This window comes from Solwaraspora sp. WMMA2080 (genome assembly GCF_027497395.1).
In the GTDB taxonomy this organism is placed as follows: Bacteria; Actinomycetota; Actinomycetes; order Mycobacteriales; family Micromonosporaceae; genus Micromonospora_E.
Map to the genome: position 1 here is coordinate 228,700 of NZ_CP114910.1, position 24,916 is coordinate 253,615.

Annotated in this window: 20 protein-coding genes and 1 pseudogene; 16 read left to right on the forward strand and 5 right to left on the reverse strand. The window is 72.7% G+C overall.

Going from position 1 to position 24,916, the window contains the following annotated elements; all coding sequences use genetic code 11:
• Positions 1 to 62: 62 nt before the first annotated feature.
• From O7543_RS01050 to leuS, 5 genes are all read left to right on the forward strand, one after another.
• The gene (locus tag O7543_RS01050; RefSeq protein ID WP_281550610.1) at positions 63 to 1,616 is read left to right on the forward strand and encodes a monovalent cation/H+ antiporter subunit D family protein; all 1,554 of its coding nucleotides are present in this window, start codon (positions 63 to 65) and stop codon (positions 1,614 to 1,616) included.
• A 113-nt stretch (positions 1,617 to 1,729) separates the two neighbouring features.
• Entirely contained in the window at positions 1,730 to 2,152 is a 423-nt protein-coding gene (locus O7543_RS01055) for a Na+/H+ antiporter subunit E (protein ID WP_281555631.1), read from the forward strand.
• The gene (locus O7543_RS01060; RefSeq protein WP_123602610.1) at positions 2,149 to 2,406 is read left to right on the forward strand and encodes a monovalent cation/H+ antiporter complex subunit F; all 258 of its coding nucleotides are present in this window, start codon (positions 2,149 to 2,151) and stop codon (positions 2,404 to 2,406) included. Before O7543_RS01055 ends, O7543_RS01060 begins: the two co-directional genes overlap by 4 nt.
• Positions 2,403 to 2,813, forward strand: coding sequence for a monovalent cation/H(+) antiporter subunit G (gene mnhG / locus O7543_RS01065; protein WP_281550609.1), 411 nt, complete (start codon positions 2,403 to 2,405; stop codon positions 2,811 to 2,813). The genes O7543_RS01060 and mnhG overlap by 4 nt, the downstream gene beginning before the upstream one ends.
• 236 nt (positions 2,814 to 3,049) lie before the next feature.
• On the forward strand, positions 3,050 to 5,890 hold the full coding sequence (gene leuS, locus O7543_RS01070; protein WP_281550608.1) for a leucine--tRNA ligase: 2,841 nt from the start codon (positions 3,050 to 3,052) through the stop codon (positions 5,888 to 5,890).
• 60 nt (positions 5,891 to 5,950) lie between these two features.
• On the opposite strand, the gene O7543_RS01075 is transcribed toward leuS, so the two are convergent.
• Positions 5,951 to 6,373, reverse strand: coding sequence for a helix-turn-helix domain-containing protein (locus O7543_RS01075; protein ID WP_281550607.1), 423 nt, complete (start codon positions 6,371 to 6,373; stop codon positions 5,951 to 5,953).
• Between the two features lie 79 nt (positions 6,374 to 6,452).
• Here O7543_RS01075 and O7543_RS01080 point away from each other — a divergent pair, with 79 nt between their 5' ends.
• A complete protein-coding gene (locus O7543_RS01080) occupies positions 6,453 to 7,280 on the forward strand; it encodes a hypothetical protein (RefSeq protein ID WP_281550606.1) in 828 nt (275 codons plus the stop codon).
• Here the strand turns inward: O7543_RS01080 and O7543_RS01085 are convergent.
• From O7543_RS01085 to O7543_RS01100, 4 genes are all read right to left on the reverse strand, one after another.
• Positions 7,264 to 8,061 carry a VTT domain-containing protein gene (locus O7543_RS01085; RefSeq protein WP_281550605.1) on the reverse strand — a complete coding sequence of 266 codons (798 nt, stop codon included), beginning with the start codon at positions 8,059 to 8,061 and terminating at the stop codon, positions 7,264 to 7,266. The two genes, O7543_RS01080 and O7543_RS01085, sit on opposite strands and share 17 nt — an antisense overlap.
• The gene (locus O7543_RS01090) at positions 8,058 to 8,771 is read right to left on the reverse strand and encodes a DJ-1/PfpI family protein (RefSeq protein WP_281555630.1); all 714 of its coding nucleotides are present in this window, start codon (positions 8,769 to 8,771) and stop codon (positions 8,058 to 8,060) included. The genes O7543_RS01085 and O7543_RS01090 overlap by 4 nt, the downstream gene beginning before the upstream one ends.
• A 25-nt stretch (positions 8,772 to 8,796) precedes the next feature.
• The gene (locus tag O7543_RS01095) at positions 8,797 to 10,017 is read right to left on the reverse strand and encodes a MurT ligase domain-containing protein (RefSeq protein WP_281555629.1); all 1,221 of its coding nucleotides are present in this window, start codon (positions 10,015 to 10,017) and stop codon (positions 8,797 to 8,799) included.
• 93 nt (positions 10,018 to 10,110) lie between these two features.
• A complete protein-coding gene (locus O7543_RS01100) occupies positions 10,111 to 10,521 on the reverse strand; it encodes a hypothetical protein (protein ID WP_281550604.1) in 411 nt (136 codons plus the stop codon).
• 13 nt (positions 10,522 to 10,534) lie between these two features.
• Between O7543_RS01100 and O7543_RS01105 the strand changes: the two genes are divergently transcribed.
• From O7543_RS01105 to murG, 10 genes and pseudogenes are all read left to right on the forward strand, one after another.
• A complete protein-coding gene (locus O7543_RS01105) occupies positions 10,535 to 12,691 on the forward strand; it encodes a DEAD/DEAH box helicase (RefSeq protein ID WP_281550603.1) in 2,157 nt (718 codons plus the stop codon).
• Between the two features lie 349 nt (positions 12,692 to 13,040).
• On the forward strand, positions 13,041 to 13,472 hold the full coding sequence (gene mraZ, locus O7543_RS01110) for a division/cell wall cluster transcriptional repressor MraZ (protein WP_123602607.1): 432 nt from the start codon (positions 13,041 to 13,043) through the stop codon (positions 13,470 to 13,472).
• 265 nt (positions 13,473 to 13,737) lie between these two features.
• Positions 13,738 to 14,706, forward strand: a pseudogene (rsmH, locus tag O7543_RS01115) (16S rRNA (cytosine(1402)-N(4))-methyltransferase RsmH); the annotation flags it as partial.
• A 197-nt stretch (positions 14,707 to 14,903) separates the two neighbouring features.
• Complete coding sequence (locus O7543_RS01120; protein ID WP_281550602.1) at positions 14,904 to 15,482, forward strand: hypothetical protein; 579 nt, start codon at positions 14,904 to 14,906, stop codon at positions 15,480 to 15,482.
• Positions 15,483 to 15,487: 5 nt separating this feature from the next.
• On the forward strand, positions 15,488 to 17,785 hold the full coding sequence (locus O7543_RS01125; RefSeq protein WP_281567305.1) for a penicillin-binding transpeptidase domain-containing protein: 2,298 nt from the start codon (positions 15,488 to 15,490) through the stop codon (positions 17,783 to 17,785).
• Positions 17,786 to 17,840: 55 nt separating this feature from the next.
• The gene (locus O7543_RS01130; RefSeq protein ID WP_281550600.1) at positions 17,841 to 19,430 is read left to right on the forward strand and encodes a UDP-N-acetylmuramoyl-L-alanyl-D-glutamate--2,6-diaminopimelate ligase; all 1,590 of its coding nucleotides are present in this window, start codon (positions 17,841 to 17,843) and stop codon (positions 19,428 to 19,430) included.
• Complete coding sequence (murF, locus tag O7543_RS01135; protein WP_281550599.1) at positions 19,427 to 20,872, forward strand: UDP-N-acetylmuramoyl-tripeptide--D-alanyl-D-alanine ligase; 1,446 nt, start codon at positions 19,427 to 19,429, stop codon at positions 20,870 to 20,872. Before O7543_RS01130 ends, murF begins: the two co-directional genes overlap by 4 nt.
• A complete protein-coding gene (mraY, locus tag O7543_RS01140) occupies positions 20,869 to 21,993 on the forward strand; it encodes a phospho-N-acetylmuramoyl-pentapeptide-transferase (RefSeq protein ID WP_281550598.1) in 1,125 nt (374 codons plus the stop codon). Before murF ends, mraY begins: the two co-directional genes overlap by 4 nt.
• A gap of 241 nt (positions 21,994 to 22,234) precedes the next feature.
• Positions 22,235 to 23,665: a putative peptidoglycan glycosyltransferase FtsW gene (locus tag O7543_RS01145; RefSeq protein ID WP_281555628.1), complete on the forward strand. Its 1,431-nt coding sequence runs from the start codon at positions 22,235 to 22,237 to the stop codon at positions 23,663 to 23,665.
• Between the two features lie 127 nt (positions 23,666 to 23,792).
• Positions 23,793 to 24,899: an undecaprenyldiphospho-muramoylpentapeptide beta-N-acetylglucosaminyltransferase gene (murG, locus tag O7543_RS01150; protein ID WP_281550597.1), complete on the forward strand. Its 1,107-nt coding sequence runs from the start codon at positions 23,793 to 23,795 to the stop codon at positions 24,897 to 24,899.
• Positions 24,900 to 24,916 lie beyond the last annotated feature (17 nt).

The window sequence follows — 24,916 nt, forward strand, 5'->3', positions numbered from 1 at the left end:
TCCGACCAGGTCGCCGAACACGGTCGGACGGTGGCCGGCGGCGACACCGGGGAGCTGCCCCGATGAATGCGCCGCTGCCGCTGGTCGGTCCGATCGTGCTGCCACTGGTCGTGGCCGGGCTGCTGCTGGCCGTACCGCGTCGGTTGACGCTGCACCGGATCGGCTGGCTGGGCACGGGCGTGGCAGTGCTCGCCCAGGGCGGAATGCTGCTGGCCGCGACCCGCCGTGGTGAGGTGCTGACCGAGCGGATCGGTGGCTGGCCGGCAGGCTTCGCGATCACCCTGGCGGCGGACACCTTCAGCGCGCTGATGGTCACGGTCGTGGCGCTGGTCGTGCTGCTGTGCGGGGTCTTCGCCATCGGTTCCGGTGACGACCGGCGACCGTATCTGGTCCCGCTGGCGCTGATGACCAGCGCCGGCGCGTTCGGGGCGTTCCTGACCGCCGACCTGTTCAACCTGTTCGTGCTGATCGAGGTCATGCTGGTGCCGTCGTACGTACTGCTGACCGCCGGCGCCGGCCGGGAGCGGACAGTGGCCGGGCGGATCTACGTGACCGTCAACCTGCTCGCCTCCACGATCCTGCTGGCCGGGGTGGGGCTGGTCTACTCCGTCGCCGGCACCGTCGATCTCGGCGAACTGGCCGGGTCGGCCAGCCGCGACGGCGCGCTGGCCCTGGCCGGCACAGTGGTGCTGCTCGCCCTGGCGGTGAAGGCCGCGGTGGTGCCGCTGCACGGCTGGCTGCCCCGCAGCTACCCGTACGCGCCACCGGTGGTCACCGCGTTGTTCTCCGGCGTCCTCACCAAGGTCGGTGGGTATGCGATCGTCCGGATCGTGGCGGTGGTCTATGACGGCGCGGTCGACTACCGGTGGGTGATCGGGCTGGCCGCCGCCGTGACCATGGTGATCGGCGTCCTCGGGGCGCTCGGCGAGACCACGATGCGTTCGGTGCTCGCGTTCCACATGGTCAGCCAGATCGGCTACCTGCTGATCGGGCTGGCGGTGTTCAACCCGGCCGCGCTCACTGCGGCGATCTTCTTCCTGGTGCAGTACATCCTGGTCAAGGCGGCGTTGTTCCTCTGCGCCGGGGCGGTGGTGGTCGGCTACGGCACCGATAAGCTGGACCGGCTCGGCGGGCTGGCCACGGTGCACCGGCTGCTCGCCCTGGCCTTCATAGGTGCGGGGCTGTCGCTGGCCGGGATGCCGCCGTTCTCCGGGTTCCTGGCCAAGTTCCTGCTGCTGCGGGCAGCGGTCGCCAACGGCGACTATCTGCTGTTCGCCGTCGCGGTGCTGGTCAGCCTCGGCACACTCATCTCGATGATCAAGATTTGGGATCTGGCGTTCTGGGGTGAACCCACGCCCGCACCGGTGGACCATGGTGGCCGCCCGTCGGCCTCCGTGAACCCGGCCGGCCAACCTTCGGTGTCCGCGAACTCGGCCGCCCGTACCGACGACGTGCCGCCGCGGATGCACACCTGGCTGACCGGGCCGGCGGTGCTGCTCGCGGCCCTCACCCTGCTGCTGGGTCCGGCCGCGCAGCCTTTGCTCGGCCTGGCGGCGACCGCCGCCGACGGACTGATCGACCCGAGCGCCTATGTGGAGGCGGTGACCGGACGTTGACCAGACGAACGCGACGGACCGAAAAGACCCGAACCGGCCCGGTGGAAGCCCGTACCGGCCGGGGAGCCGGCGGCGGCCGGGCCGGCAGGCCGCGCCGGGGGCCGGACCGGACGCTGCTGCACTGGCCGGTCCGGACGCTGCGCCGGGCCGGGCGGGTGCTGAGCTTCGTCGGCTACTTCACCGGCCGCCTGGTGGTGGCGAACGTCGTCGTCGCCCGGGAGATCGTCACGCCGGGCAGCGGGCTGTCGCCGGGGATCGTCGAGTTCCCGCTGCGGACCCGGACCAGCACCGAGATGGTGCTGATGGCGCTGGCCGTCGGGCTGACCCCGGGCACGCTCACCGTGGCGGTCCGCCCGCAACCGCCGACCCTGTTCGTGCACGGCATGCACGCCGAGGACCCGCAGCGGTTCCGCGCCGAACTCGCCCGGCTGCAGGACCACCTGCTGCCCGCCGCCCGCCCGGTCGACCGGGACGACCGGGCCGACCCGGGGGACCGGGACGACCGGGCCGACCAGCCGGAGGGAGCCGACCGGTGACCGGACTCGACCTCGTCCTCGCCGTCTTGGCCCTGGCGATGGCGGCGGCGATCATCCGCCTGGTGATCGGCCCGACCGACGCCGACCGCGCCGCCGCCGTCGACTTCGGCTTCTTCGTCTTCATCGCCGGGGTCGCCGTCCTCGCCGCCCGGCTGCGGATCGCCGAACTGCTCGACATCGTGCTGACCGCGACCCTGGTCGGGTTCCTCGCCACGGTCGCGCTCGCCCGCCTGGTGCATCGGAGGAGCCGGTGAACGGCTGGAACGTGCTCGCCGGGGTGCTGCTCGGCGCGGGCACCCTGCTGATCGGGATCACCGGGCTCGGCATGCTACGGCTGCCCGACGTCTACAACCGGATGAACGCGGTGGCGAAGGCGGCCAGCCTGGGTCTGGTGCTCATCCTGCTCGGCGCGCTGACCCTGCTGCCCAGCCCACGGACCGCGGTGGTGGTGACCCTGGCCGTACTGCTGCAGGTGGTCACCGCGCCGGTCGGCGGGTACGCGCTGGCCCGGTCGGCCTACCTGTCCGGTGCGCCGATGAGCCCGCAGAGCAGGTTCGACGCCCTCGCCGAGCAGGGCGGGCCCCGGCCCGACGCGGGACAGGGAGACCGGTCACGGCCGGGCACCGTGCCGGAGGGACCGGGGGAGGCCGGCCGGTCGTAGCCGTCGCCGGAGCCGGCGGTGAGGGCGGTCCACCTGGTTCGCCGACCCGGAGTACACTGACGCCATGGCCGGCGCCTTCCTGCTCCTTCTCCGGCCGTGCTGACCCACCAGGCCGCCTGACCGGCGCAGCGGCCGTCCGGCGGCGGCAGCACGGCGACCCCTCCTGTGGAGGGGTTTTTTCATGCCCACGACCAATACACCACAGCCCACAACCGACCCTGAGGTGGCGACCGACGATGAGCGAGGCAGTCGAGACCGCGGCGGACACCCCACCGTTCCGGTACACCGCCGCGATGGCCGGCGAGATCGAGCGACGGTGGCAGCAGCGGTGGGAGCGTGACGGCACCTTCCACGCGCCCAACCCGGTCGGCCCGCTGGCCGACCCGGCCCACCCGCGCGCCGACGCCGAGAAGCTCTTCCTGCTGGACATGTTCCCGTACCCGTCCGGCGCGGGCCTGCACGTCGGCCACCCGCTGGGCTTCATCGGCACCGACTGCTACGGCCGCTACCAGCGGATGGCCGGCCGCAACGTGCTGCACGCGATGGGCTTCGACGCCTTCGGCCTGCCCGCCGAGCAGTACGCGGTGCAGACCGGCCAGCACCCGCGGACCACCACCGAGGCCAACATCGAACGTTACCGGGCCCAGCTGCGGATGCTGGGGCTGGCCCACGACGACCGGCGGTCGGTGGCCACCACCGACGTGGAGTTCTACCGCTGGACCCAGTGGATCTTCCTGCAGGTCTTCAACTCGTGGTACGACACCGAGGCCGGCAGGGCCCGGCCGGTCAGTGAGCTGATCGCCGCGTACGAGTCGGGTCGGCGCGCCACCCCGGACGGGCGCGCCTGGTCCGAGCTGACCGACCGGGAACGCCGCGAACTGGTCGACGCGCACCGGCTGGCGTACGTCTCCGAGGCGCCGGTCAACTGGTGCCCCGGTCTGGGCACCGTGCTGGCCAACGAGGAGGTCACCGCCGACGGCCGGTCCGAGCGCGGCAACTTCCCGGTCTTCAAGCGCAACCTGCGGCAGTGGATGATGCGGATCACCACCTACGCCGACCGGCTGCTGACCGACCTGGACCTGCTGGACTGGCCCGAGCCGATCAAGCTGATGCAGCGCAACTGGATCGGCCGGTCAACCGGCGCGCACATCGTCTTCCCGACCGACGCCGCGCCGATCGAGGTCTTCACCACCCGGCCGGACACCGTCTTCGGCGCCACCTACATGGTGCTGGCCCCGGAGCACTCCCTGGTCGACGAGCTGGTGCCGACCGCCTGGCCGGAGGGCACCCGGCCGGCGTGGACCGGCGGGCACGCCACCCCGGCCGAGGCGGTCGAGGCGTACCGCAAGCAGGCGGCCGGGCGCACCGACGCCGAACGGCAGGCCGAGACCCGCGACAAGTCCGGCGTCTTCGTCGGCGCGTACGCCACCAACCCGGTCAACGGCGCCCGGCTGCCGATCTTCATCGCCGACTACGTGCTGGCCGGCTACGGCACCGGGGCGATCATGGCGGTGCCGGCGCAGGACGAGCGGGACTGGGACTTCGCCGAGGTGTTCGACCTGCCGATCGTGCGGACCGTGACACCGCCGGCGGACTTCACCGGCAAGGCGTACACCGGTGACGGGCCGGCGATGAACAGCGACTTCCTGAACGGTCTGGGCGTGACCGAGGCCAAGGAACGGATCATCGCCTGGCTGGAGGCGGGCGGCCACGGCCGGGGCGCGGTCACCTACCGACTGCGGGACTGGCTGTTCAGCCGGCAGCGCTACTGGGGCGAGCCGTTCCCGATCGTCTACGACGAGACCGGACTGCCGATCCCGCTGCCGGAGGAGATGCTGCCGCTGGAGCTGCCCGAGATCGACGACTTCTCGCCGCGTACCTTCGACCCCGACGACGCCGCATCCGACCCGGAGACGCCGCTGTCGCGGGCCGCCGACTGGGTCGAGGTGGAGCTGGACCTGACCGGGGTGCCGGGTGCGCCGGCCGGCCGGCGGAGCTACCGCCGGGAGACCAACACGATGCCGCAGTGGGCCGGCTCCTGCTGGTACGAGCTGCGCTACGCCGACCCGGCCAACGCCGACGCCTTCGTGGACCCGGCCAACGAGCGGTACTGGATGGGACCGGCGTCGGCGACCGACTGCGGCGGTGTCGACCTGTACGTCGGCGGGGTCGAGCACGCCGTGCTGCACCTGCTGTACGCCCGGTTCTGGCACAAGGTGCTGTTCGATCTGGGGCACGTGTCCAGCGTCGAGCCGTTCCGCCGGCTGTTCAACCAGGGCTACATCCAGGCGTACGCGTACACCGACGCGCGCGGCGCGTACGTCGACGCGGCGGCGGTGACCGAGCGCGACGGCGGCTGGTTCCACGGCGAAACCGCGGTCAACCGCGAGTACGGCAAGATGGGTAAGAGCCTGCGCAACGTGGTCACCCCGGACGAGATGTGCGAGGCGTACGGCGCCGACACGTTCCGGGTGTACGAAATGTCGATGGGCCCGCTGGAGGTCTCCCGTCCCTGGGAGACCCGGGCGGTCGTCGGTTCGTACCGGTTCCTGCAGCGGGTGTGGCGGGCCCTGGTCGACGAGCACACCGGCGCGTCCCGGGTGACCGACGCGCCCGCCGCCGACGAGGTCCGCCGGCTGACGCACCGGATCGTCGACGGTGTCCGCGCCGACATGGACGGGCTGCGGTTCAACACGGCGATCGCGAAGCTGATCGAGCTGACCAACGCGCTGACCCGGCTGCCCGCGACGCCCCGGGAGGCGGCCGAGCCGCTGGTCCTGATGCTGGCGCCGTTCGCCCCGCACGTCGCCGAGGAACTGTGGCAGCGGCTCGGCCACACCGGTTCGCTGACCTACGCCGACTTCCCGTCGGCCGACCCGGCGCTGCTGCGGGCCGCGTCGGTGATCTACCCGGTGCAGGTGGCCGGCAAGGTGCGGGGCCGCGTCGAGGTGCCGGCCGAGGCCGCCGAGGACGAGGTACGGGCCGCCGCTTTGGCCGCCGTCGCCGAGCACCTGGCCGGCCGTACGCCGCGCAAGGTGATCGTGGTCCCGGGCCGGATGGTCAGCGTGGTCCCCTGAGGCCAGGGCTCCTGGTGCCGGCGGCCCGGCCCGCAGGGTCAGCTGCGGGCCGGCCCGGGTTCAGCCGGCCAGGTGATCGCCGGCGCGGTCGTCGTAGCGCTGGCGGGCGGCGGCGATCACCGGTCGGTGCGCGAGTGACCAGTCGGCCAGCGCCTTGACCAGGTGGGTCAGGCTGGCGCCGACGTCGGTCAGCCGGTAGTCGACCTGGGCGGGGACGGTCGGATAGACCGTACGGGTCACCAGCCCGTCCCGCTCCAGCCGGCGGACGGTGAGCGTGAGCATGCGCTGCGAGATGCCGTCGATCGACCGTTGCAGCTGGCGGAAGCGCCGGGGCCTGGCCGCCAACTCGACCACGACCAGGACCGACCACCGGTCGCCGAGCCGGTCCAGCACGTCGCGGATGCCGCAGTCGGGGTGCTCGGCGCGCCCACACGGCTCCAGCTGTGCGGCCGAGGTGGTTACCGCGGTGTGCGTGGGTGACATGAGAGTGCCTTCTTGTCGGTGCCGACAGGGGACGGGACGATCGCCGCAGGAAGCTACGGCGAGCAGGAGGACGTCCTCAATGATCCTTGTCACGGGTGCCACCGGACACCTCGGCGCGGCCATCGTCGACCGGCTGGGCCGCACCGGGGCACCGGTCACCGGTGCCAGCCGGTCACCGCGCCCGGGTCTGCGGCACCTGGACTTCGACCGGCCGGCCGACCTCGATCTGCGCGGCGTCCGGACGCTGGTGCTGGTCTCCGCCGGCTACGCCGAGGACGACCAGGTCGTCGCCCGCCACCGGGCGGTCGTCGACGCCGCCGTCCGCGACGGGGTCGACCAGGTGGTGTACACGAGCCTGACCACGGCGGGCGACCATCTCGGCTTCGCGCTGGCACACCGGGTCACCGAACAGCTGCTGGCCGCCAGCGGCCTGGGCTGGACGGTACTGCGCAACGGGCTGTACGCCGAACTGTTCGGGGCGCTGCTCACCTGGGGCCCGCAGGGGCTGGAGTCCGCCTTCGGCACCGGGGCCCTGGCCGCGGTCGCCCGGGCCGACCTGGCCGAGGCCGCCGCGCTGGTCGCCGCCGCCGCGTCGGAGCATGCCGGCCGCCGCTACGACCTGGTCGGCCGGCCAGTGACCGCCGATGAGGTCGCGGCCCGGCTCGGCGTCGGACACCGCACCATCGGCCTGGGGGAGTACCGCGCCCGGCTGGCGGACACAGCGGGTCTGCTGCCGTTCCAACCGCCGATGCTGGTGTCGACCGCGAGCGCGGTGCGACACGGGCTGCTCGGTGCCGGCGGCGACGATCTCGTCCGGCTGCTCGGTCGCGACCCGGCCGATCCACTCGAGGTCGCGGCGGCCGTGGCGGCGTCGTCCCGGCCCGGTCCGGCTACGCCGAGGCGGTGACGTCGCCGTCGGACCCGGCCCGGTCCCGCGCCGGCGCGGTGACATCGTGGTCTGGGACGCGGGCGGCGGCGGCACTGGCGCGGACCGCGCGGCGCCAGCGCAGCAGCAGGACGACGGTGGCCGCCGCGCCCAGTCCGGCGGGCGCGGCGGCCAGCCAGTTGACCTCACCGGGGGCGACCACGGCCGCGCCGATCACCGCGTAGCCGACTGCGGTCGGCGCCGACGCCAGTACGCTGCCGATCAGGAACGGGGTCAGCCGGACCCCGGTGGTGCCGTAGCCGAGGCTGACCATCCCGAAGCCGCTGACCGGCAACAGCCGGACCGTCACCACGCCCAGCACGCTCTGAGTGGTGAACCACCGGTCCAGCTGGGCCAGCCGCAGCCGGACCCGACCGGTCCGGCCGGCCAGGCCGCCCGCCGGCGCCGCCGAGGTGCGGCTGGCGACGTACTCGCGGCCGAGCCAGCGGCCGACACCGAAGCCGATCAGCGCCGCCAGCGTCGCCGCTGCCAGGCTGTAGCCGGCCCCGGCCACCGGGCCGAACAGCGCACCCCAGGTCAGCGTGATGAAGGTCCGGGGCACCAGGACGGTCAGCAGCAGCGCGCCGCCCACCACGGCCAGCACCGGTGCGGCCAGGCCGAGCCGGTCCGGCAGGCCGGACAGGGCCGCCAGGTCGGGCCGGGGGATCAGCAGCACCAGCAGTCCGCAGCCGGCGATCAGCGCGAGCAGGGCCGCGAACCGGGCCACCGCCGGTTCGCGCAGCGCCTGCCACAGCCGCCTCATGCGCGGATCGCGGCCATCCGTTCGGCCCGCAGCCGGTCGGCCCACATGTCGTTGAGCGGCGGCAGACTGGCGGCACCGATCGCCCAGCGCAGCAGCAGGTCCGCCAGCGCCGGGTTGCGGGCCAGCGCCGGGCCGTGCGCGTAGGTGCCGAGGATGTTGCCCCGCCAGGCGCCCTCGCTGGTCCCGTCGTTGCCGACCCCGGCGGTGACCCGGGCCAGCGGCGAGACGCCGTTGCCGAGATGGGTGCGCCCGCCGTGGTTCTCGAAACCGCTCAGCGGCGGTACGCCGAGCCGCGGGTCGATGTCGCCGGCCAATTCGCCGACCGCCCGGCTCGGTCCCCGGTCGGACTGCAGGTCCAGTAGTTCCAGGCCGGTGCACTGGGTGCCCTTGGCGAAGAACGAGGTGCCTAGCAGCTGGTAGCCGGCGCAGACCGCGAAGATCACCGAACCCTGGTCGACGGCGCGGTGCAGCCCGGTGTCGGCCCGGAGCCGCTGGGCGGCCAGCGCCTGCGGGCCGTCCTCGCCGCCGCCGATCAGGTAGATATCCGCCGACTGCGGCACCGGCTGGTCGGAGCGGATTTCGGTGAGCTCCACCGGGATGCCGCGCTGCTGGGCCCGGCGGGCCAGGATCAGCAGGTTGCCCCGGTCGCCGTAGGTGGACAGCAGGTCAGGGTAGATCCAGACCAGGCGGAGCACGCTGGGCCCGCCGATCGACGGGCCGATGGCCGGGAACGACTCAGTTGACACGGTCCAGCTCCGCTCGGATGTCCTGGAATGCGGTGTAGTTCGCGATGACCTCCAGCCGGCCGGGCGGCACCGAGGAGATCGCCGCGTTGAGCGACGGGACGTGCAGGAACGGCACGTCGTTGACCTCCAGCCGGACGGCGAGGTCGAAGGCGCGGTCCCCGGTGATCAGCACCTGGCGACCGCGCAACGGCGAGAAGTCGACGTCGAACAGCCAGGAGGTGTCCAACCCGTCGGGGTCGCGGGCGTTGATCGACAGCAGCGTCGGCGCCTGTTCGGCCATGTCGAACGCTTCCAGCCAACTGGCCGGGTTCTTGGCCAGCAGCAGCCGGATGGTCCGCCCGTTGCGGACCACCTGCGCGTACCGGCCGGCCACCGAGGTGACCACCGCCAACCGGGACACCGCGGCCACCGGGCGTACGCCGAACTCGGCGGCCACCGCCAGCGCGGTGGCCGCGTTGCCGATGTTGACCTGGCCGGGCAGTTGCAGCGTCACCTTGTGCCAGGCGCCGGTCGGGTCGATGACGCCGTCCTCGTCGACCACCCACTCCGGTTCGGGCCGGCGCAGCGGGCAGCCGGCACACCACCACTGGTTGTCGGAGCGTTCGATCGCCGAACCGCACTCGGGGCAGACCCACGAGTCGTCGTGCCAGCGCTGCCCGGCACTGAACCAGGAGACCGAGCCGGCGGTAGCGGCCGCCCACACCACCATCGGGTCGTCGGCGTTGGCCACCACCTTGACCTCGGGATGCTCGGCCAGCGCCACCTGCCACAGCTGGGCCATCATGGCCACCTCCTTGGCCCGGTCCAGCTGGTCGCGGGAGAGGTTCAGCAGGGCGACCACCCGGGGACTGGTGGCCTCGAGCACCTGAGCCAGGTAGTGCTCGTCCACTTCGAGCACCGCGTACGGCGTGGTGCCCGCCTTGGCCAGCGCGGAGGTGTGCCCGGTCGGCATGTTCGCGCCGTACGAGTTCGTCGCGACCCGGCCGAGTACGCCGACCGCCGCCGCGGCGAGCCGGGTGGTGGTGGTCTTGCCGTTGGTGCCGGAGACCAGCGCGACGGACCGCCCGGCGGCGAGATGCGCCAGCAGCTCCGGATCGATCTTGAGGCCGATCCAACCGCCGATCACCGACCCGTCACCTCGCCCAGCGGCCCGCGACAGCGCCGCAGCGGTGCGGGACACCGAGCTTGCCACCTTCGCCCGCAAGGGCATCTTCGCGTCCGTCACGCGAGCGAGGTTACCGGACCGTGGTGGGCGTGGATCGCCGCACGGACGCGTTGGTACGGTCGACGACCGATGAGCAGCTCAATGGTCGCTACCGCGCTGCGGGCGTTGGCCGAGCTGGCACCCGCCGCACCAGAGCGGGCGTTGGACGTGACCCGCGGTGGCCAGCCGCTGCTCTGGCTCGCCGATCCGGACCGGCACCGGCGCGACGCCGCCACCGACCGGTTGGCCGCGGTCGACCTGTTGCACCGCGACGAGCGGATCCTGCGACGCGGCCTGGGTCTGGTCGTCGGCACCGTCGAACGGGACGGGGTCCGTCGCCGGGTCCGGCTGCCGTTGCTGTCCGAACCGGTCCGGTTGGAGCGTGCGCTGCGTGGTTACCGGGTGGTGTCGGCCGGTGAGTTGGAGCTGACCTCCCTGGTCACGGATCGCGCCGTGGCGGCGAACCTGGAATCGGTGCCGGGCCTGGGCCGGCCGGGACCTGACGGGCACCGCCCTGGCCGAGGTGTACCAGCCGACCGGCAGCGGCACAGCGGTGGCGGCCGGGTTGCCGGATACCGGGGCCGACGCTGCCGCGGTCGAGTCGCCGTTGCCGCTGACCGCCGCCCAGTCGGACGTGGTCCGTCGGGTCCGGCGGGAACGACTCACCGTCGTCTCGGGTCCGCCAGGCAACGGCAAGAGCCATGCGGTGGTGGCCGCCGCCCTGGACACGGTCGACCGGGGCGGCAGTGTCCTGGTGGTGACGCAGTCGCCGCACGCCGCCGACGTACTGGTTGATCTGCTGGCCCGTTACCGGGGGCCGACGCCGGTGCTGTTCGGCGACGCCGAACGAAGGGCGGAGGTCGCCGCTACTCTCGCCGCTGGTGCCGGTGCGGGTGTGCCGGCGGCGAGGGTGTACGCCGCCGAGGAGGCGGTGGCGGTGGCCCGTGACCGGGTCGACCGGGAGACCGGACTGATCCGGCTCGCACTGGAGACCGAGCAGTTGGCCGCCGCCGCTACCTCGTGGGAGCCTCTGCTCGGTGCGTTGACACTGAGCGCGCCGGGTGCGTTCGCACCCGGGACGGACCTCGCCGGTGCCGCGCGCAAGGTCCGGCTGGCGCGCGGCGCGGGCCGGAGCTGGCGGGCGCGGTGGCGGCGGTGGGCCGCCCGTCGCTGGCTGCGGCGTCGGCTCGGCGTCGCCGCCGACCTCGCGGGGAGCACCGACGGTGCTCTGGACCAGGTGGCCGCGGCGGTGGACGCGGCCCGGGCGGTGGCGGCCCGGGCCCGGCTCGCCGTGGCAGGCGGAACTGATCTGACGGTGCACTGGGACCGACTCGACCAGGCCGACCGGGAACTCGCCGAACACGTCGGGACCGCGATGCGCCACCGCGCCGGTAGCGAACGGCGGTGGGATTTGGCGGCCCGGCGCAACGCGGGGGCGCTGGCCAGCGCGTTGCGGGCCGGGCGCAACCGGCGCCGGGAGCTGCTGAGCGCCTTGGACGGTCCGGCGCTGGTCCGGGCATTGCCGTTGTGGATCGGCACGGTGACCGACGTGGCCGAACTGTTGCCGCCGGTGCCCGGTCTGTTCGACCTGGTCATCCTCGATGAGGCCTCGCACAGCGACCAGATCCGGGCAGCGCCGGCACTGGCCCGGGCCCGTCGGGCGCTGGTGGTCGGCGACCCGCGGCAGCTGCGGTTCGTCTCCTTCGTCGCGGACGTGGACGTGGCCGACACACTGGACCGCCACGGTCTGGACGACCGGCTCGACGTCCGTCGGGTCAGCGCCTTCGACCTCGCTGCCGCCAGCGCGGCGGTCACCTGGCTCGACGAGCACTTCCGCTGCGTACCGCAGCTGATCGAGTTTTCGGCCCGGCGGTTCTACGCCGACCGGTTCGCGGTCGCGACCCGCCACCCGGCGAACGAGTCGATCGACGTCATCGCGGTGCGGCAGGTGGTGTCGGCGGCCACCGTGGACGGGGTCAACCAGGCAGAGGTGACCGCCACCGTCGATGTGGTGCGGGAGCTCGCCGATTCCGGCCGGTCGCAGATCAGCGTCGTCACCCCGTTTCGCGCTCAGGCTGACGCGCTGGAGGCGGCGCTGGTCAAGGAGTTCCCGGTAGAGCGGATCGAAGAGCTGGGGCTGCGGGTCGGCACCGTACACGCGATCCAGGGCGGCGAGGCCGAGACGGTGGTGGCGTCGTTCGCGGTGACCGCCGCCGATCCACCGGCCCGGCTGCGTTTCCTCGCCGATCCGCACCTGTTCAACGTCCTGATCACCCGGGCGCGGCGGCAATTGGTGGTGGTGACCTCGCTGACGGCACCCGACGGCCTGGTGGGGCAGTTCCTGCAGTACGCGCGCCGGCCCCCGCCTGCGGTGCCGTCCGGGGGCGCGGTGGCCACGGTCGGGGTCAGCGGTTGGGTCGGGCAGCTCGGTGCCCGGCTGGCCGATCTCGACGGGCCGGTGCGGTTCGACTATCCGGTAGGGCGTTGGACGGTGGACATCTGTCTCGGTGTCGGCGCGCAGGCCGTGGGCCTCATCTGCGGGGTCCATCCGGACGGTCCACAGGCGCATCTGGCGCGGCAGCGGGCGCTGCGTCGGGCCGGCTGGACGTTGGTCGATGCCTTAGCCTCCCGTTGGAACGGTGATCCGGTACGGGCCGCTCTGGAGATCCTCGCGCGGTAGCCGGCGCAGGATCTCCACTTCCCTCCACCGTCTGCCCGCTGGCGAGCCCGCGATCGAGAGCGGACAGCCGTTGTAGCGCTGTAATGGGGCCCGTTTCACCCGATGTGTGCCTGGGATCGGTTGTGCCTGTCGGAAAGTGGACCTAGGGCGGGCCCTCGCCTCCTCCACTCGGCACCACCCCCGCTGACGTGCGGTTTTGTCGGTGAATCGGGCGTGTTTCGGTCGCGATTCCGGTTGCAGGTGGAGGGAAGTGGAGTAGAGTGGGGCGCGATGGCGGGGCCGGGAGGGCCCGCCGGCCCCGGGGGATGCGGCACCGCGAATGCCGTACAAGGGCAAGGGGGGTTGGGCCGTGTTTCTCGGCACCCATACTCCACGCCTGGACGAAAAGGGCCGGTTGATCCTTCCAGCCAAGTTTCGGGACGAGCTGGCGGGAGGTGTCGTGATTACCAAGGGGCAGGAACGCTGTCTGTACGTGTTCCCGACGCCGGAGTTCCAGCGGATCGCCGAGCAGTTGCGCGAGCAACCGATGACGCACAAGGCGGCGCGGGCCTACAGCCGGGTCTTCTTCGCCAGTGCCCATGACGAGGTGCCCGACAAGCAGGGCCGGGTGACGATCCCGGCGCATCTGCGGGAGTACGCCGGGCTCGGCCGCGACCTCGTGGTGATCGGGGCGAGCAGCCGGGTGGAGATCTGGGACAAGCAGGCATGGGAGACATACCTCTCCGATAGCGAGGACGACTTCGCGGACATCGAAGAGGGGGTGCTGCCCGGCGGACTGTAGGGCAACGGATGGTCGACCGCCCGGCGTCTCGTCGGGTGTCGGTGGCTGACGCGAGAGCCGCCGGTCGGCACCGGTCGTCCGACGTACTGCGAGATCTCCAGCCGCTCCCGCACCTGGCGCCACTTCCCCGGCGCCAGGCGCGTGTTTCGAGCACCGGCCCGGCGCGGACGGTGGGCGGGAGTAGAGCGGATGGGGATCTGGCGGTACGACGAGCGGCAACGCAGCAACCGGGCACGACACGGCAGGCAGGTCACTGGGGGTCGACATGGGGGAGCTTCGCGGTACGCACGTACCGGTGCTGCTCGAGCGGTGTCTCGAGCTGCTCGCCCCCGCGCTGGACCGCGGTGACCGGCCGACCGTGCATGTCGACGCGACCCTCGGCCTGGGTGGTCACGCCCATGCGGTGCTGGCGGCGTTCCCACTGGTCACCCTGGTAGGGCTGGACCGTGACCGGGAGGCGCTGGCCCATGCCCGGGCGAGGTTGGCCGGGTTCGCCGACCGGGTCCATCTGGTCCACGCGGTCTACGACGAGTTGCCCGAGGTCCTCGCCCAGCTCGAGCTGTCCGGGGTGGACAGCGTGTTGTTCGATCTGGGGGTGTCCTCGCTGCAGCTCGACGCGCCCGACCGCGGGTTCGCCTATTCCCGGGACGTCGCCCTGGACATGCGGATGGACCAGGGTCGGGGGACCACGGCCGCGGAGATCGTCAACGGGTACCCCCCGGGGGACCTGGTCCGGGTGCTGCGGGAGTACGGCGAGGAGCGGTTCGCCAGCCGGATCGTCTCGGCGATCGTGCGGGAGCGGCAGCGGCAGCCGATCACCTCGTCGACGCGATTGGCCGAGCTGGTCGAGTCGGCCGTGCCGGCGGCTACCCGAAGAACTGGGGGAAACCCCGCGAAAAGAACGTTTCAGGCGTTACGCATCGAGGTAAACGAGGAGCTGGCGGTGCTGCGCCGGGCGCTGCCGGCCGCGCTGGACGCATTGCACGTCGGCGGACGCATGGTGGTGCTGTCCTACCACTCGCTGGAGGACCGGATCACCAAGCAGACGTTGGCTGGCCGGGCGCGCAGCACCGCGCCGCTGGAGCTACCGGTCGAACTGCCGGGCACCGGCCCGACGCTGCGGCTGCTCGGCCGGGGTGCCGAGCAGGCCAGCGAGGCGGAGATCGCGGCCAACCCGCGGGCGGCGTCGGTGCGGCTGCGGGCGGCGGAGCAGATCGGACCGGTGGCGAAGCAGATCGGACAGGCGGCGGTGCGCAGTGCCGGCACCGCCGGGCGGGGAAAGGGTGGGGCCGCCCGCGAACGGCCCCACCCGGGGACAGCACCACATCGGCCCGGCGCGGCGGCGTCCGGGCCATCCACACCGGACGGGGTAGCCGGCCGGCGGAGACGTCACGATCGGGGTCGTGACGAGAAAGAGTAGGGGGAGGGGAGATGAACGTCGAGAAGCGCGACCGCTCGGGGCAGGTCGGTCAGCGCGGCGCCCGGGTGGGCGCACTGCGGTCGGGGGGCCGGACCGCGGCGCGGCGCAGCAACCCGTCAGGGGGCTACGCGACCCAGGGCAGCGCGGCGCTGCAGGAGCAGCCCACGACTCAGGACTCGGTCCGGGTCTGGGACAGCTCGGCGGAGCCGGCGCCGCCGCGACTGCGGGTCGCACCGCCGGCACCGGTGTCGGTGCCCCGGGCACCGTTCATCGCGATGATCCTGGTGGTCGTCGTCGGTGGGGTGCTCGGTGTGCTGCTGGTCAACACCAAGATCAACGAGAACGCGGTGCGGATCGGCACCCTGCAGCAGCAGCAGTCGAACCTGGATCTGCAGGAGCAGCAGCTGGAGAAGGAGATCGCGCAGTACGAGGCGCCGAACAACCTGGCCGCCCAGGCCCGCAAGCTCGGCCTGGTCGAGTCCGGTCCGCCGGCGTTCATCCGGCTGCCGGACGGACGGATCATCGGCGTACCGCAGCCGGCCACCGGTGAGCCGGCCATCACCAGCTCGCAGCAGGGGGCAGGGGAGTAGGCCGGGTGGCTGACCGTTCCGATCCGCCGCGCCGGGATCCACGTGGATCCCGGCGCGGCGGCGTCGGTGAACCCGGCCCGATCGGCGGGATCGCCGACGCCCGTGCCTACACCCCCCGGGGTCGGACGGTGCGCGAGACAGCCGAGCAACGCCGTACCGGCCGCGCCGAACGCAGCCGGGATCCGTTCCGGCCCGCGCTGCAGGTGCTCGACGGGGGTCGGGCCACCAGCGGTCGGCCGCCGGACCGGACCGGCCCGGCGGACCCCGGCGACCCGGGCACCGGACCGGGTACCGGACCGGGTACCGGACCGGGTACCGGACCGGGTACCGGACCGGGTACCGGACCACGTCGCGACCCTGACCGCCGGACCACGCCGCGCCGCGACGTCGACCCGGACCGGGCAGCGCGGCGCGGAGCCGACTCCGACCGCCGCCGGTCAACCACCGGCCGTGCCGGGTCGGCCGGCAAGTCCCGGCAGGCGTCGTCCGGCTCCGCCCGGCGTGCCCCGGGCCCGGCCCGACAGGGCACCCGGGGCCGCCCACGGCGGCCCGCCACCCTGCCCCGGCTGGCCGATCCCCGGCGCCGGCTGCGGCTGGGCACCTTTCTCACCCTGACCATGTTCGTGGTGATCGGGATCCGGCTGATCGTGCTGCAGGTCGTCGACGCCCCGGCGTACGCCGACGGCGGCGTCTGGGACCGGGTCGGCTCGCCGGTCGTCGTGCCCGCCCCCCGGGGCAGCATCTACGACCGCACCGGCGCGGTGCTGGCGCACAGCGTCGCCGCCCGGTTCGTCTACTCCGACCCGGGTCTGGTCGAGGATCCGCAGGCGACGGCGGAGGCGCTGTCACCGCTGCTCGGCATCCCCCGCTCCACGCTGCTGGACCGGCTGGTGCCGCAGACCCGCGAGGACGGGCAGGAGTCGCGGTTCGAGTTCCTGGCCCGTGGGGTGGACGTCGAACTCGCCGACCAGGTGATGGACCTTGAGCTGGCAGGTATCGGGGTGGACTACGACGAACGGCGCGAGGTGCCCGGCAACGACCTGGCCGCGAACCTGCTCGGCTTCGTCGGCCTGGACATGAACGGGCTGGAAGGCCTCGAGGCGCGCTACGACGAGGTGCTGCGCGGGGTGAACGGGCAGCGGATCGCCGAGCAGGGCAACCGTGACCTGCGATTGGCCGAGATTCCCGGCGGCTACCGGCAGGAGACCGAGCCGCAGCCCGGCAGTTCGCTGGTGCTCACCATCGACCGGGACCTGCAGTACGAGGTGCAACGCATCCTCAGCGCGACGCTGGAGCAGTGCACCGTCAGCGTGGCCGCCGCGGTGGTACTGGACCCGCATACCGGGGAGGTGCTCGCCCAGGCCAGCGAGCCCACCTACAACGCCGCCGACGCGTGGTCCAGCGACCCGTCCGACCGGCAGGACATCGCCACCACCTTCACCGCCGAACCCGGCTCGGTGCACAAGCCGCTGGTGCTCGCCGCTGCCCTGGAGGAAGGGCTGATCGGGCCCGACACCACACTCGACCTCGGGCCGACGATCCGCAAGGGCGACACCACCTTCCGGGACACTCGCCCGATCGAGGCGGGTGTCGCGACCAGCCTGGCCGGCATGCTGGCCTACTCGTCGAACGTCGGCACGATCAAGATCGCCGACCAGCTCGGGCCGGAGCGGCTGCACGCGTACCAGCAGGCGTTCGGTCTGGGTAGCCCGACCGGGGTCGGACTGCCCGGCGAGGCCAGCGGCCGGGTGCTGCCGCTGGACGAGTGGAGCGCCTCGTCGTACGGGTCGGTGCCGCTCGGACACAGCGTCGACGCCACCCCGCTGCAGATGGCCGCCGCGTACGCGGCGATCGCCAACGACGGCGTCTACGTACCGCCCCGACTGGTCCGGGAGATCGTCGACGAGCACGGACAGCGCACCCCGACCGAGGCGCCGACCGCCCGCCGGGTGCTCGGCGCCGACAACGCCGCCGCGCTGCGAGCGATCATGGAAGGTGTCACCACAATCCCCGGTGCCACCGGCACCGCGGCGGCGGTCCCCGGCTACCGGGTGGCCGGCAAGACCGGCACCGGTCGGCGGATCGTCAACGGCTCCGTCGCGCCCGGCGAGGTGACGTCGTTCATCGGCATGGCGCCGGCCGACGACCCGCGCTACGTGATCGCCGTGGTGTCGCACACCCCCGGTGGTGGCTGCGGGGACGTCGCCGCCCCGGCGTTTCGCGACATGATGCGCTTCACTCTGCTGCACTACCGGGTCCCGCCGAGCGGCACCGAGCCACCCGAGTTCGTGGTGCACCCGTGACTGTCCGTGCCCCGGCGACGTGCGGGACTCACCCGTACGGACGAAACGCTGCGCGATGCGGAGCGACCGGTACGCCGCTGCGCGGCCCCGGACCGCGGACCGGGTAGGGTCTAGCGCCGTGCCCGGCAATCCACGACCCCGCACCAATCGTCCGATTCCGTTCGCGGAGCTCGCCGCGTCGCTGGCGGTGCCGCCACCGACCGCCGCAGCCCCGCTGATCAGCGGAATCACCCACGCCAGCGGCGATGTCCGGCCCGGTGACCTGTACGCCGCGCTGCCCGGAGCCCGCCGGCACGGCGCCGAGTTCGTCGCCGACGCCGGTGCCCGCGGCGCGGTGGCCGTGCTCACCGATCCGGCCGGCGCCCCGGCGGCTGCCGAAGCCGGGCTACCCGCCCTGGTGGTTCCCGAGCCGAGGGCCGTGCTGGGCCGGGTTGCAGCAGTGGTCTACGGCGAGCCGACTCGGGACCTGGCCATGGTCGGGTTGACCGGTACCGCCGGCAAGACCTCCACCGCGTACCTGGTCGAGTCGGGGCTGCGGGCCGCCGGCCAGTCGACCGGGCTGATCGGCACGGTCGAGACCCGCCTCGGCGACCTGATCGTGCCCAGCGTACGGACCACGCCCGAGGCGACCGACCTGCACGCGATGCTGGCCGTGGCCCGTGAGCATGGCGTAGCCAGCGTGGTCATGGAGGTGTCGAGCCACGCGTTGGCGCTGGACCGGGTCGGTGGCGTGCGGTTCGCGGTCGGCGGTTACACCAACTTCGGGTCGGACCACCTCGACTTCCACGCCGACGCCGCCGACTACTTCGCCGCCAAGGCCCGGCTCTTCGACGGCCGCTGCGCGGTCGAGGTGCTCAACCACGACGACCCGGCCCTGGAGCCGCTGCGTCGTCCGCACACGGTCACCTATTCGGCCGCCGGGGACGCCGCCGCCACCTGGCGGGCCGCGGCGGTCAGCGACGACGGCTACCGGCAACACTTCATCGCCCTGGGCCCGGACGGGATCTGCCTCGAGGCCGCCGTCGGACTGCCGGGGCGGCACAACGTGGCGAACGCGCTGCTGGCCATCGCGACCCTGGTCGCGCTCGGCGTCGACCCGGCAACGGCCGTCGCTGCAGTGGCCGACTGTCCCGGCGTACCGGGCCGGCTGGAACAGGTCGCCGCTCCTGGGCCGGTGCTCGGCGTGGTGGACTACGCGCACAAACCGGACGCTATCGTCGCCGTGCTGACCGCGCTGCGCGGCCTGGCCGACTCGCGGCGGGGCCGGCTGATCTGCGTGATCGGGGCCGGTGGCGACCGGGACCGGGGCAAACGTCCGACGATGGGCGCCGCCGCCGCCCGCGGTGCCGATCTGGTGATCGTCACCGACGACAACCCGCGGACCGAGGATCCGGCGGCGATCCGGGCCGAGGTACGCCACGGGGCCGACGGCGTCGCCGGTGCCGAGGTGGTGGAGGTCGCCGGCCGGCGGGCGGCGATCGACGAGGCGGTCCGGCTGGCCGGGCCCACCGACGTGGTCGCGCTGCTCGGCAAGGGCCACGAGCAGGGACAGGAGATCGACGGCGACGTGCAGCCGTTCGACGACCGGGTGGAGCTCGCGGCGTCGCTGACCGCCCGGTTCCCGGCACTGGTGAGGCAGGCATGATCACGATGACGCTGGCCGAGGTGGCCGAGGCGGTCGGTGGGCGGCTGCGGGACGCCGACCCGGCCAGCCGGGTCACCGGCGGGGTGGAGTTCGACTCCCGCAAGATCGGGCCCGGCGGGTTGTTCGTCGCCTTCGCCGGCGAGCGGGTCGACGGGCACGACTTCGCCGGCGCGGCGCTCGCCGCCGGAGCCGTCGCGGTGCTCGGCACCCGCCCGGTCGCCACCGCCGGCGGTGCCGCCCCGGTGCCGATGGTGCTCGTCGACGACCCGCTCGACGCGATGGCCCGGTTGGCCCGGACGGTCCTGGACCGGCTGCCCCAGCTGACCGTGATCGGCCTGACCGGATCGTCCGGTAAAACCACGACCAAGGACCTGATCGCGCAGCTTGCCGCCGGGCTCGGCCCGACGGTGGCGCCGGCCGGCTCGTTCAACAACGAGCTCGGTCAGCCGTACACCGTGCTGCAGGCCGACGTCGAGACCCGGTTTCTGGTGCTGGAGATGGGTGCCCGGGGAATCGGCCACATTCGGCATCTGTGCGAGATCGCGCCGCCCCGGATCGGTGTGGTGATCAATGTCGGGGTCGCGCACATCGGGGAGTTCGGTTCGGTCGACGCCATCGCCACCGCCAAGGGCGAACTGGTCGAGGCGTTGCCGGCCGACGGCGTCGCGGTGCTCAACGCCGACGACCCCCGGGTGCGGCGGATGGCTGACCGCACCGCTGGGCGGGTGGTGCTGGCCGGGGAGGATCCCGCGGCGACGGTGCGTGCCGAGAAGGTCGCAGTGGACGCCCGGGGACGTGCCGCGTACCAGCTGGTCACCCCGGCCGGGTCGGCGCCGGTACGGCTCGCGGTCAGCGGCCGGCATCAGGTCGGTAACAGCCTGCTCGCCGCGGCCGTGGCGATCGAGCTGGGGCTGACCGACCCGGCGGAGCTGGCGGCCGGGCTAGGCCGGCTCCGGCTGGTCTCGACCCGTCGGATGGACGTGATCGACCGGACGGACGGGATCACCGTGATCGACGATTCCTACAACGCCAACCCCGCCTCCGCAGCGGCGGCGTTGCGGGCGTTGGTCGATCTCGGCTCGGGGCGACGGACCTTCGCGGTGCTTGGTTACATGGCCGAGCTCGGCGAGTACGAGGAGCAGGGGCACGCCGAGGTCGGCAGGTTGGCCGCCGAGCTCGGCGTGCACCGGGTGCTGGTGGTGGGTGAACAGGCCGCGCCGATCCGGCAGGCGGCGGCGGCGGTTGCGACGTGGGAAGGGGAGTCGGTGCTGGTCACCGATCAACAGGCGGCGATCGACCTGCTCCGGCGGGAGCTCACCGACGGGGACGTGGTGCTGGTGAAGGGCTCGCGGTACCGCACCTGGGAGGTCGCCGACGCGCTGCGCGACGGATCGGCCGCCGAGGGTACGCCGGTCACCGGGGCAGGGGAGGCGACGGCGTGAGAGCGGTCATCGTCGCGGCGGCCGTGGCCTTCCTGGTGTCGCTGTTCGGCACCCCGGTGGCGATCAAGGTCTTCACGCGGCTCAAGGCCGGCCAGCCGATCCGGGCCGAGGGCCCGGTCATGCACCAGGGCAAGAAGGGCACGCCGACGATGGGCGGCGTGGTCTTCATCGTGGCGACGGTGATCGCGTATGTCGCCGGTCACCTCGCCCTGACCACCCTGCCGGCCCAGCAGATCGCCCAGGTCGGACCGACCATCACCGCGCTCGTCCTGCTCGGCCTGCTGGTCTTCTCCGGGGCGGTCGGCTTCGTCGACGACTTCCTCAAGGTCCGCAAGCGCAACAGCGCCGGGCTGAACAAACGGGGCAAGCTACTCGGTCAGATCCTGGTCGGCGCGGTGTTCGGGGTGATCGCGCTGTACTTCCCGAGCACGATGGTGGACTCCACCGGCGACGCGACCAACACCGAGACGGTCGGCAGCACCACGCTGTCGTTCATCCGCGACATCGACGCCCTCGACGTCGGTAAGGCCGCGTCGGTGGTCATCTTCATCCTGGTGGTGATGGCCACGACCAACGGCGTCAACCTGACCGACGGTCTGGACGGTCTGGCCACCGGCGCGTCGGTGATGGTGCTCGCCACCTACGCGTTGATCGCCTTCTGGCAGTACCGGCACTGGTGCGCCGACCCGAACTACACGGCCGAGTACTGCTACCAGGTGCGCGACCCGTTGGAAATCGCGCTGATCGCTGGGGCGGCCGCCGGGGCATGTGTCGGTTTCCTCTGGTGGAACACCTCGCCGGCGCGGATCTTCATGGGCGACACCGGCGCGCTCGGGCTGGGCGGGCTGATCGCCGGGATGGCGATGGCCACCCGGACCATGCTGCTGCTGCTGATCATCGGTGGGCTCTTCGTCATCATCACCATGTCGGTGGTGATCCAGATCATCTCGTTCCGCACCACCGGCAAACGGGTGTTCCGGATGTCGCCTCTGCAGCACCACTTCGAACTGGCCGGGTGGAGCGAGGTCAACATCGTCGTCCGTTTCTGGATCATCGCCGGGATCGGCGTGGCGATCGGTCTCGGCCTGTTCTACAGCGAGTTTCTCGCGGTGATGGGCTAGCCCGGACCAGCCCGCGCCCGCTGCGGCGACCGGCCCGACACGCCGGTGTGGTGTCGATGCCCGGCCGCCGGGGGCGGCAGCGCTGATGATGGACCGATGGCGACGACAGGTGGCGGCCCGGATGGGCGCTGACCCGGGCCGGCCCGTCACGGATCGGCCTGTCACTGCCGCAGACCGGCCTGCCCCGGATCGCCCGGCTCCGGGGCAGCCTGTCCCAGATCGGCACGGCCCCACCGCCCGGCTGGATCCGATCGGCGGACTGGCCGCGTTGCGTGGTCTGCTGGCCCGGCCGCTCGCCTCGTACTATCTGCTGATCTTCAGCAGCGGGCTGCTGCTGATGATCGGCCTGACCATGGTCTTCTCCGCGACCAGCATCAAGGCGTACATCGACGACGGCAGCGCGTTCAGCGTGCTGAGCCGACAGGCGACCTTCGCGGTGATCGGCCTGGTCGCGTTCTGGATCTGTCAGCGGCTGCCGGCGGCGACGTTCCGTGCCCTGGGCATCGTGGTGCTCGGCGTGGCGGTCGCCCTGCTGTTGCTGCTCAACGGGCTGCTGCTGGTGTCCACGCTGGCGGGCTGGCAGGCCGCCCGGGTCGGTCCGGTCGAGGCGGAGCTGCTCTGGCTCTACTTCGGTTCCTTTCAGCTGCAACCCTCCGAGCTGGCCAAGCTCGGCCTGGTGCTGTGGGGCGCCGACGTCATCGCCCGCAAAGGTGCCGAGCTGGGCCACTGGCGGGAGCTGGCAATTCCGCTGTTCCCCGCCGTCGGCCTGCTGTTCCTCCTGGTCGGCTACAACGACCTGGGCACCATGCTGTGCATCCTGGCCCTGGTCGTCGGGCTGCTCTGGGCAGCCGGCGTACCGCTGCGGATCTTCGCCACGTTGGGCGCGGTCGGTCTGGTCGGCATCGGCCTGCTGATCGCCGCCGCCTGGCAGGGCGCCGGTTCCGGCGCCCAGGACGCGGACAACTACCGGTTGGCCCGGCTGACGTCGTTCTTCACCCCTCCGGACCAGTGCGTCGACGACTGTTACCAGGCGTTGCAGGCGAGGTACGCGATCGCCAACGGGGGATGGTTCGGTGAAGGGCTCGGCTCCAGCCGGTTGAAGTGGGGCTACCTGCCGCAGGCCGAGGACGACTTCATCTTCGCCATCGTCGCCGAGGAACTCGGGGTGGTCGGCTGCGTCGTGGTGCTGGCCCTGTTCGCGGTCCTCGCGTACACCGCGTTGCGGATCGCCCGTCGGGTGGCCGACCCGTTCCGGCGACTCGCCGCCGCAGCGGCGGCCAGCTGGCTGATCAGCCAGGCGGTGATCAACATTTCCGGGGTGATCGGGCTGCTGCCGATCACCGGTATTCCGCTGCCGTTCATCTCCGCCGGTGGCAGTGCGCTGGTGGTGACGCTCGCCGCGATCGGCATGCTGGCGTCGTTCGCCCGGGCCGAGCCCGACGCCGCCCGGGCGCTCAACGCCCGTCCGCCGGCCCGCTGGGTGCGACTGGTCTGGGCCCCGCTGCCGCCGATGCCCCGCCCGCGCCACCCGGCCAAGCCGCGGATGACCGGCGTCGGACCGAAACCGGCCGGCTCCGGGCAGCCGGGCGGTCGCGGTGCGTCGGGGTCGGGGTCAGGCGGCCAGGGCGGGTCAACGCCGCCCCGTGTACCGAGGCGACGGGACGGGCGTTAACGTACCCCCGCGAAGCGCGCATCCGGGCCGACGGGCCCCGTACGCAACCGCCCGGCGTGCCGCGTACGCCGTCGGCGGTCCGCCGGGCCCGCCGCGCGGCCACCGAGTCGAGCGAGAGGAGATGCTGATGGGTCCGCTGCGATCGGTGGTGCTGGCAGGTGGGGGGACCGGTGGGCACATCTACCCGTTGTTGGCGTTCGCCGACTGTCTGCGCCGGCACGACCCGAGCGTGCAGATCACCTGTCTCGGTACCCCGAAAGGGCTAGAAAACGAGCTGATTCCGCCGAAAGGGTACGATCTGCGGTTGATCCCCGCACATCAGCTGCCCCGGTCGGTCAACATGGACCTTGTGCGTACGCCAGACCGGATGTTCAAGGCCGCCCGCGCCGCCGGCAAGGTCATCGACGAGGTGCGGGCCGACGTGGTGGTGGGCTTCGGCGGGTACGTGTCCGTACCGGCCTACCTGGCGGCGTGGCGTCGCGAGATGCCGATCGTGGTGCACGAGGTGAACGTGCCGCCGGGCGTGGCCAACCGGATGGGCATGAAGTTCACCAAGCACGTCGCGGTGGGCTTCCCACACCAGCCGGTCCAGGCCGAGTCGCTGCGCGACGCCCGGGTGGTCGGGGTGCCGCTGCGCCGGTCCATCACCGGGCTGGACCGGGTGGCCGCCCGGGAGGCCGCCCGAGCGCACTTCGGGCTGCGCCCGGATCTGCCGACGGTCTTCGTCTCCGGTGGCTCCCAGGGCGCCCGGTCGATCAACCTGGCGGTCTCCGGGGCGGCCAAGGAACTGGCCCGGGCCGGCGTCCAGGTGCTGCACGCGATCGGTGCCCGCAACGAGGCGGTCTCGGTGCCGAGTGATCTGCCGGTGCCGTACGTGACCCTGCCGTACCTGTCGGAGATGGAGCTCGGGTACGCCGCAGCCGACCTGATGGTCTGCCGGGGGGGCGCGATGACCTGCGCCGAGGTCGCCGCGATCGGATTGCCCGCGGTCTACGTTCCCTATCCGCACAGTAACCAGGAGCAGAAGCGCAACGCGCTGCCGGTGGTCGAGGCCGGCGGTGGTCTGCTCGTCGACGACGCCGAACTGACCCCGGCCTGGGTGGAGCAGGTCGTGGTCCCGTTGGCCCGCGACCCGCAGCGGCTGGCTGCGATGGGCTCGGCAGCGGCCGGGTACGGTCGCCGCGACGGCGACGAGGCGCTGCTCGACTTCGTCTACGAGGCGGTGTCCCGATGACCCGCACGGGAAGGTGA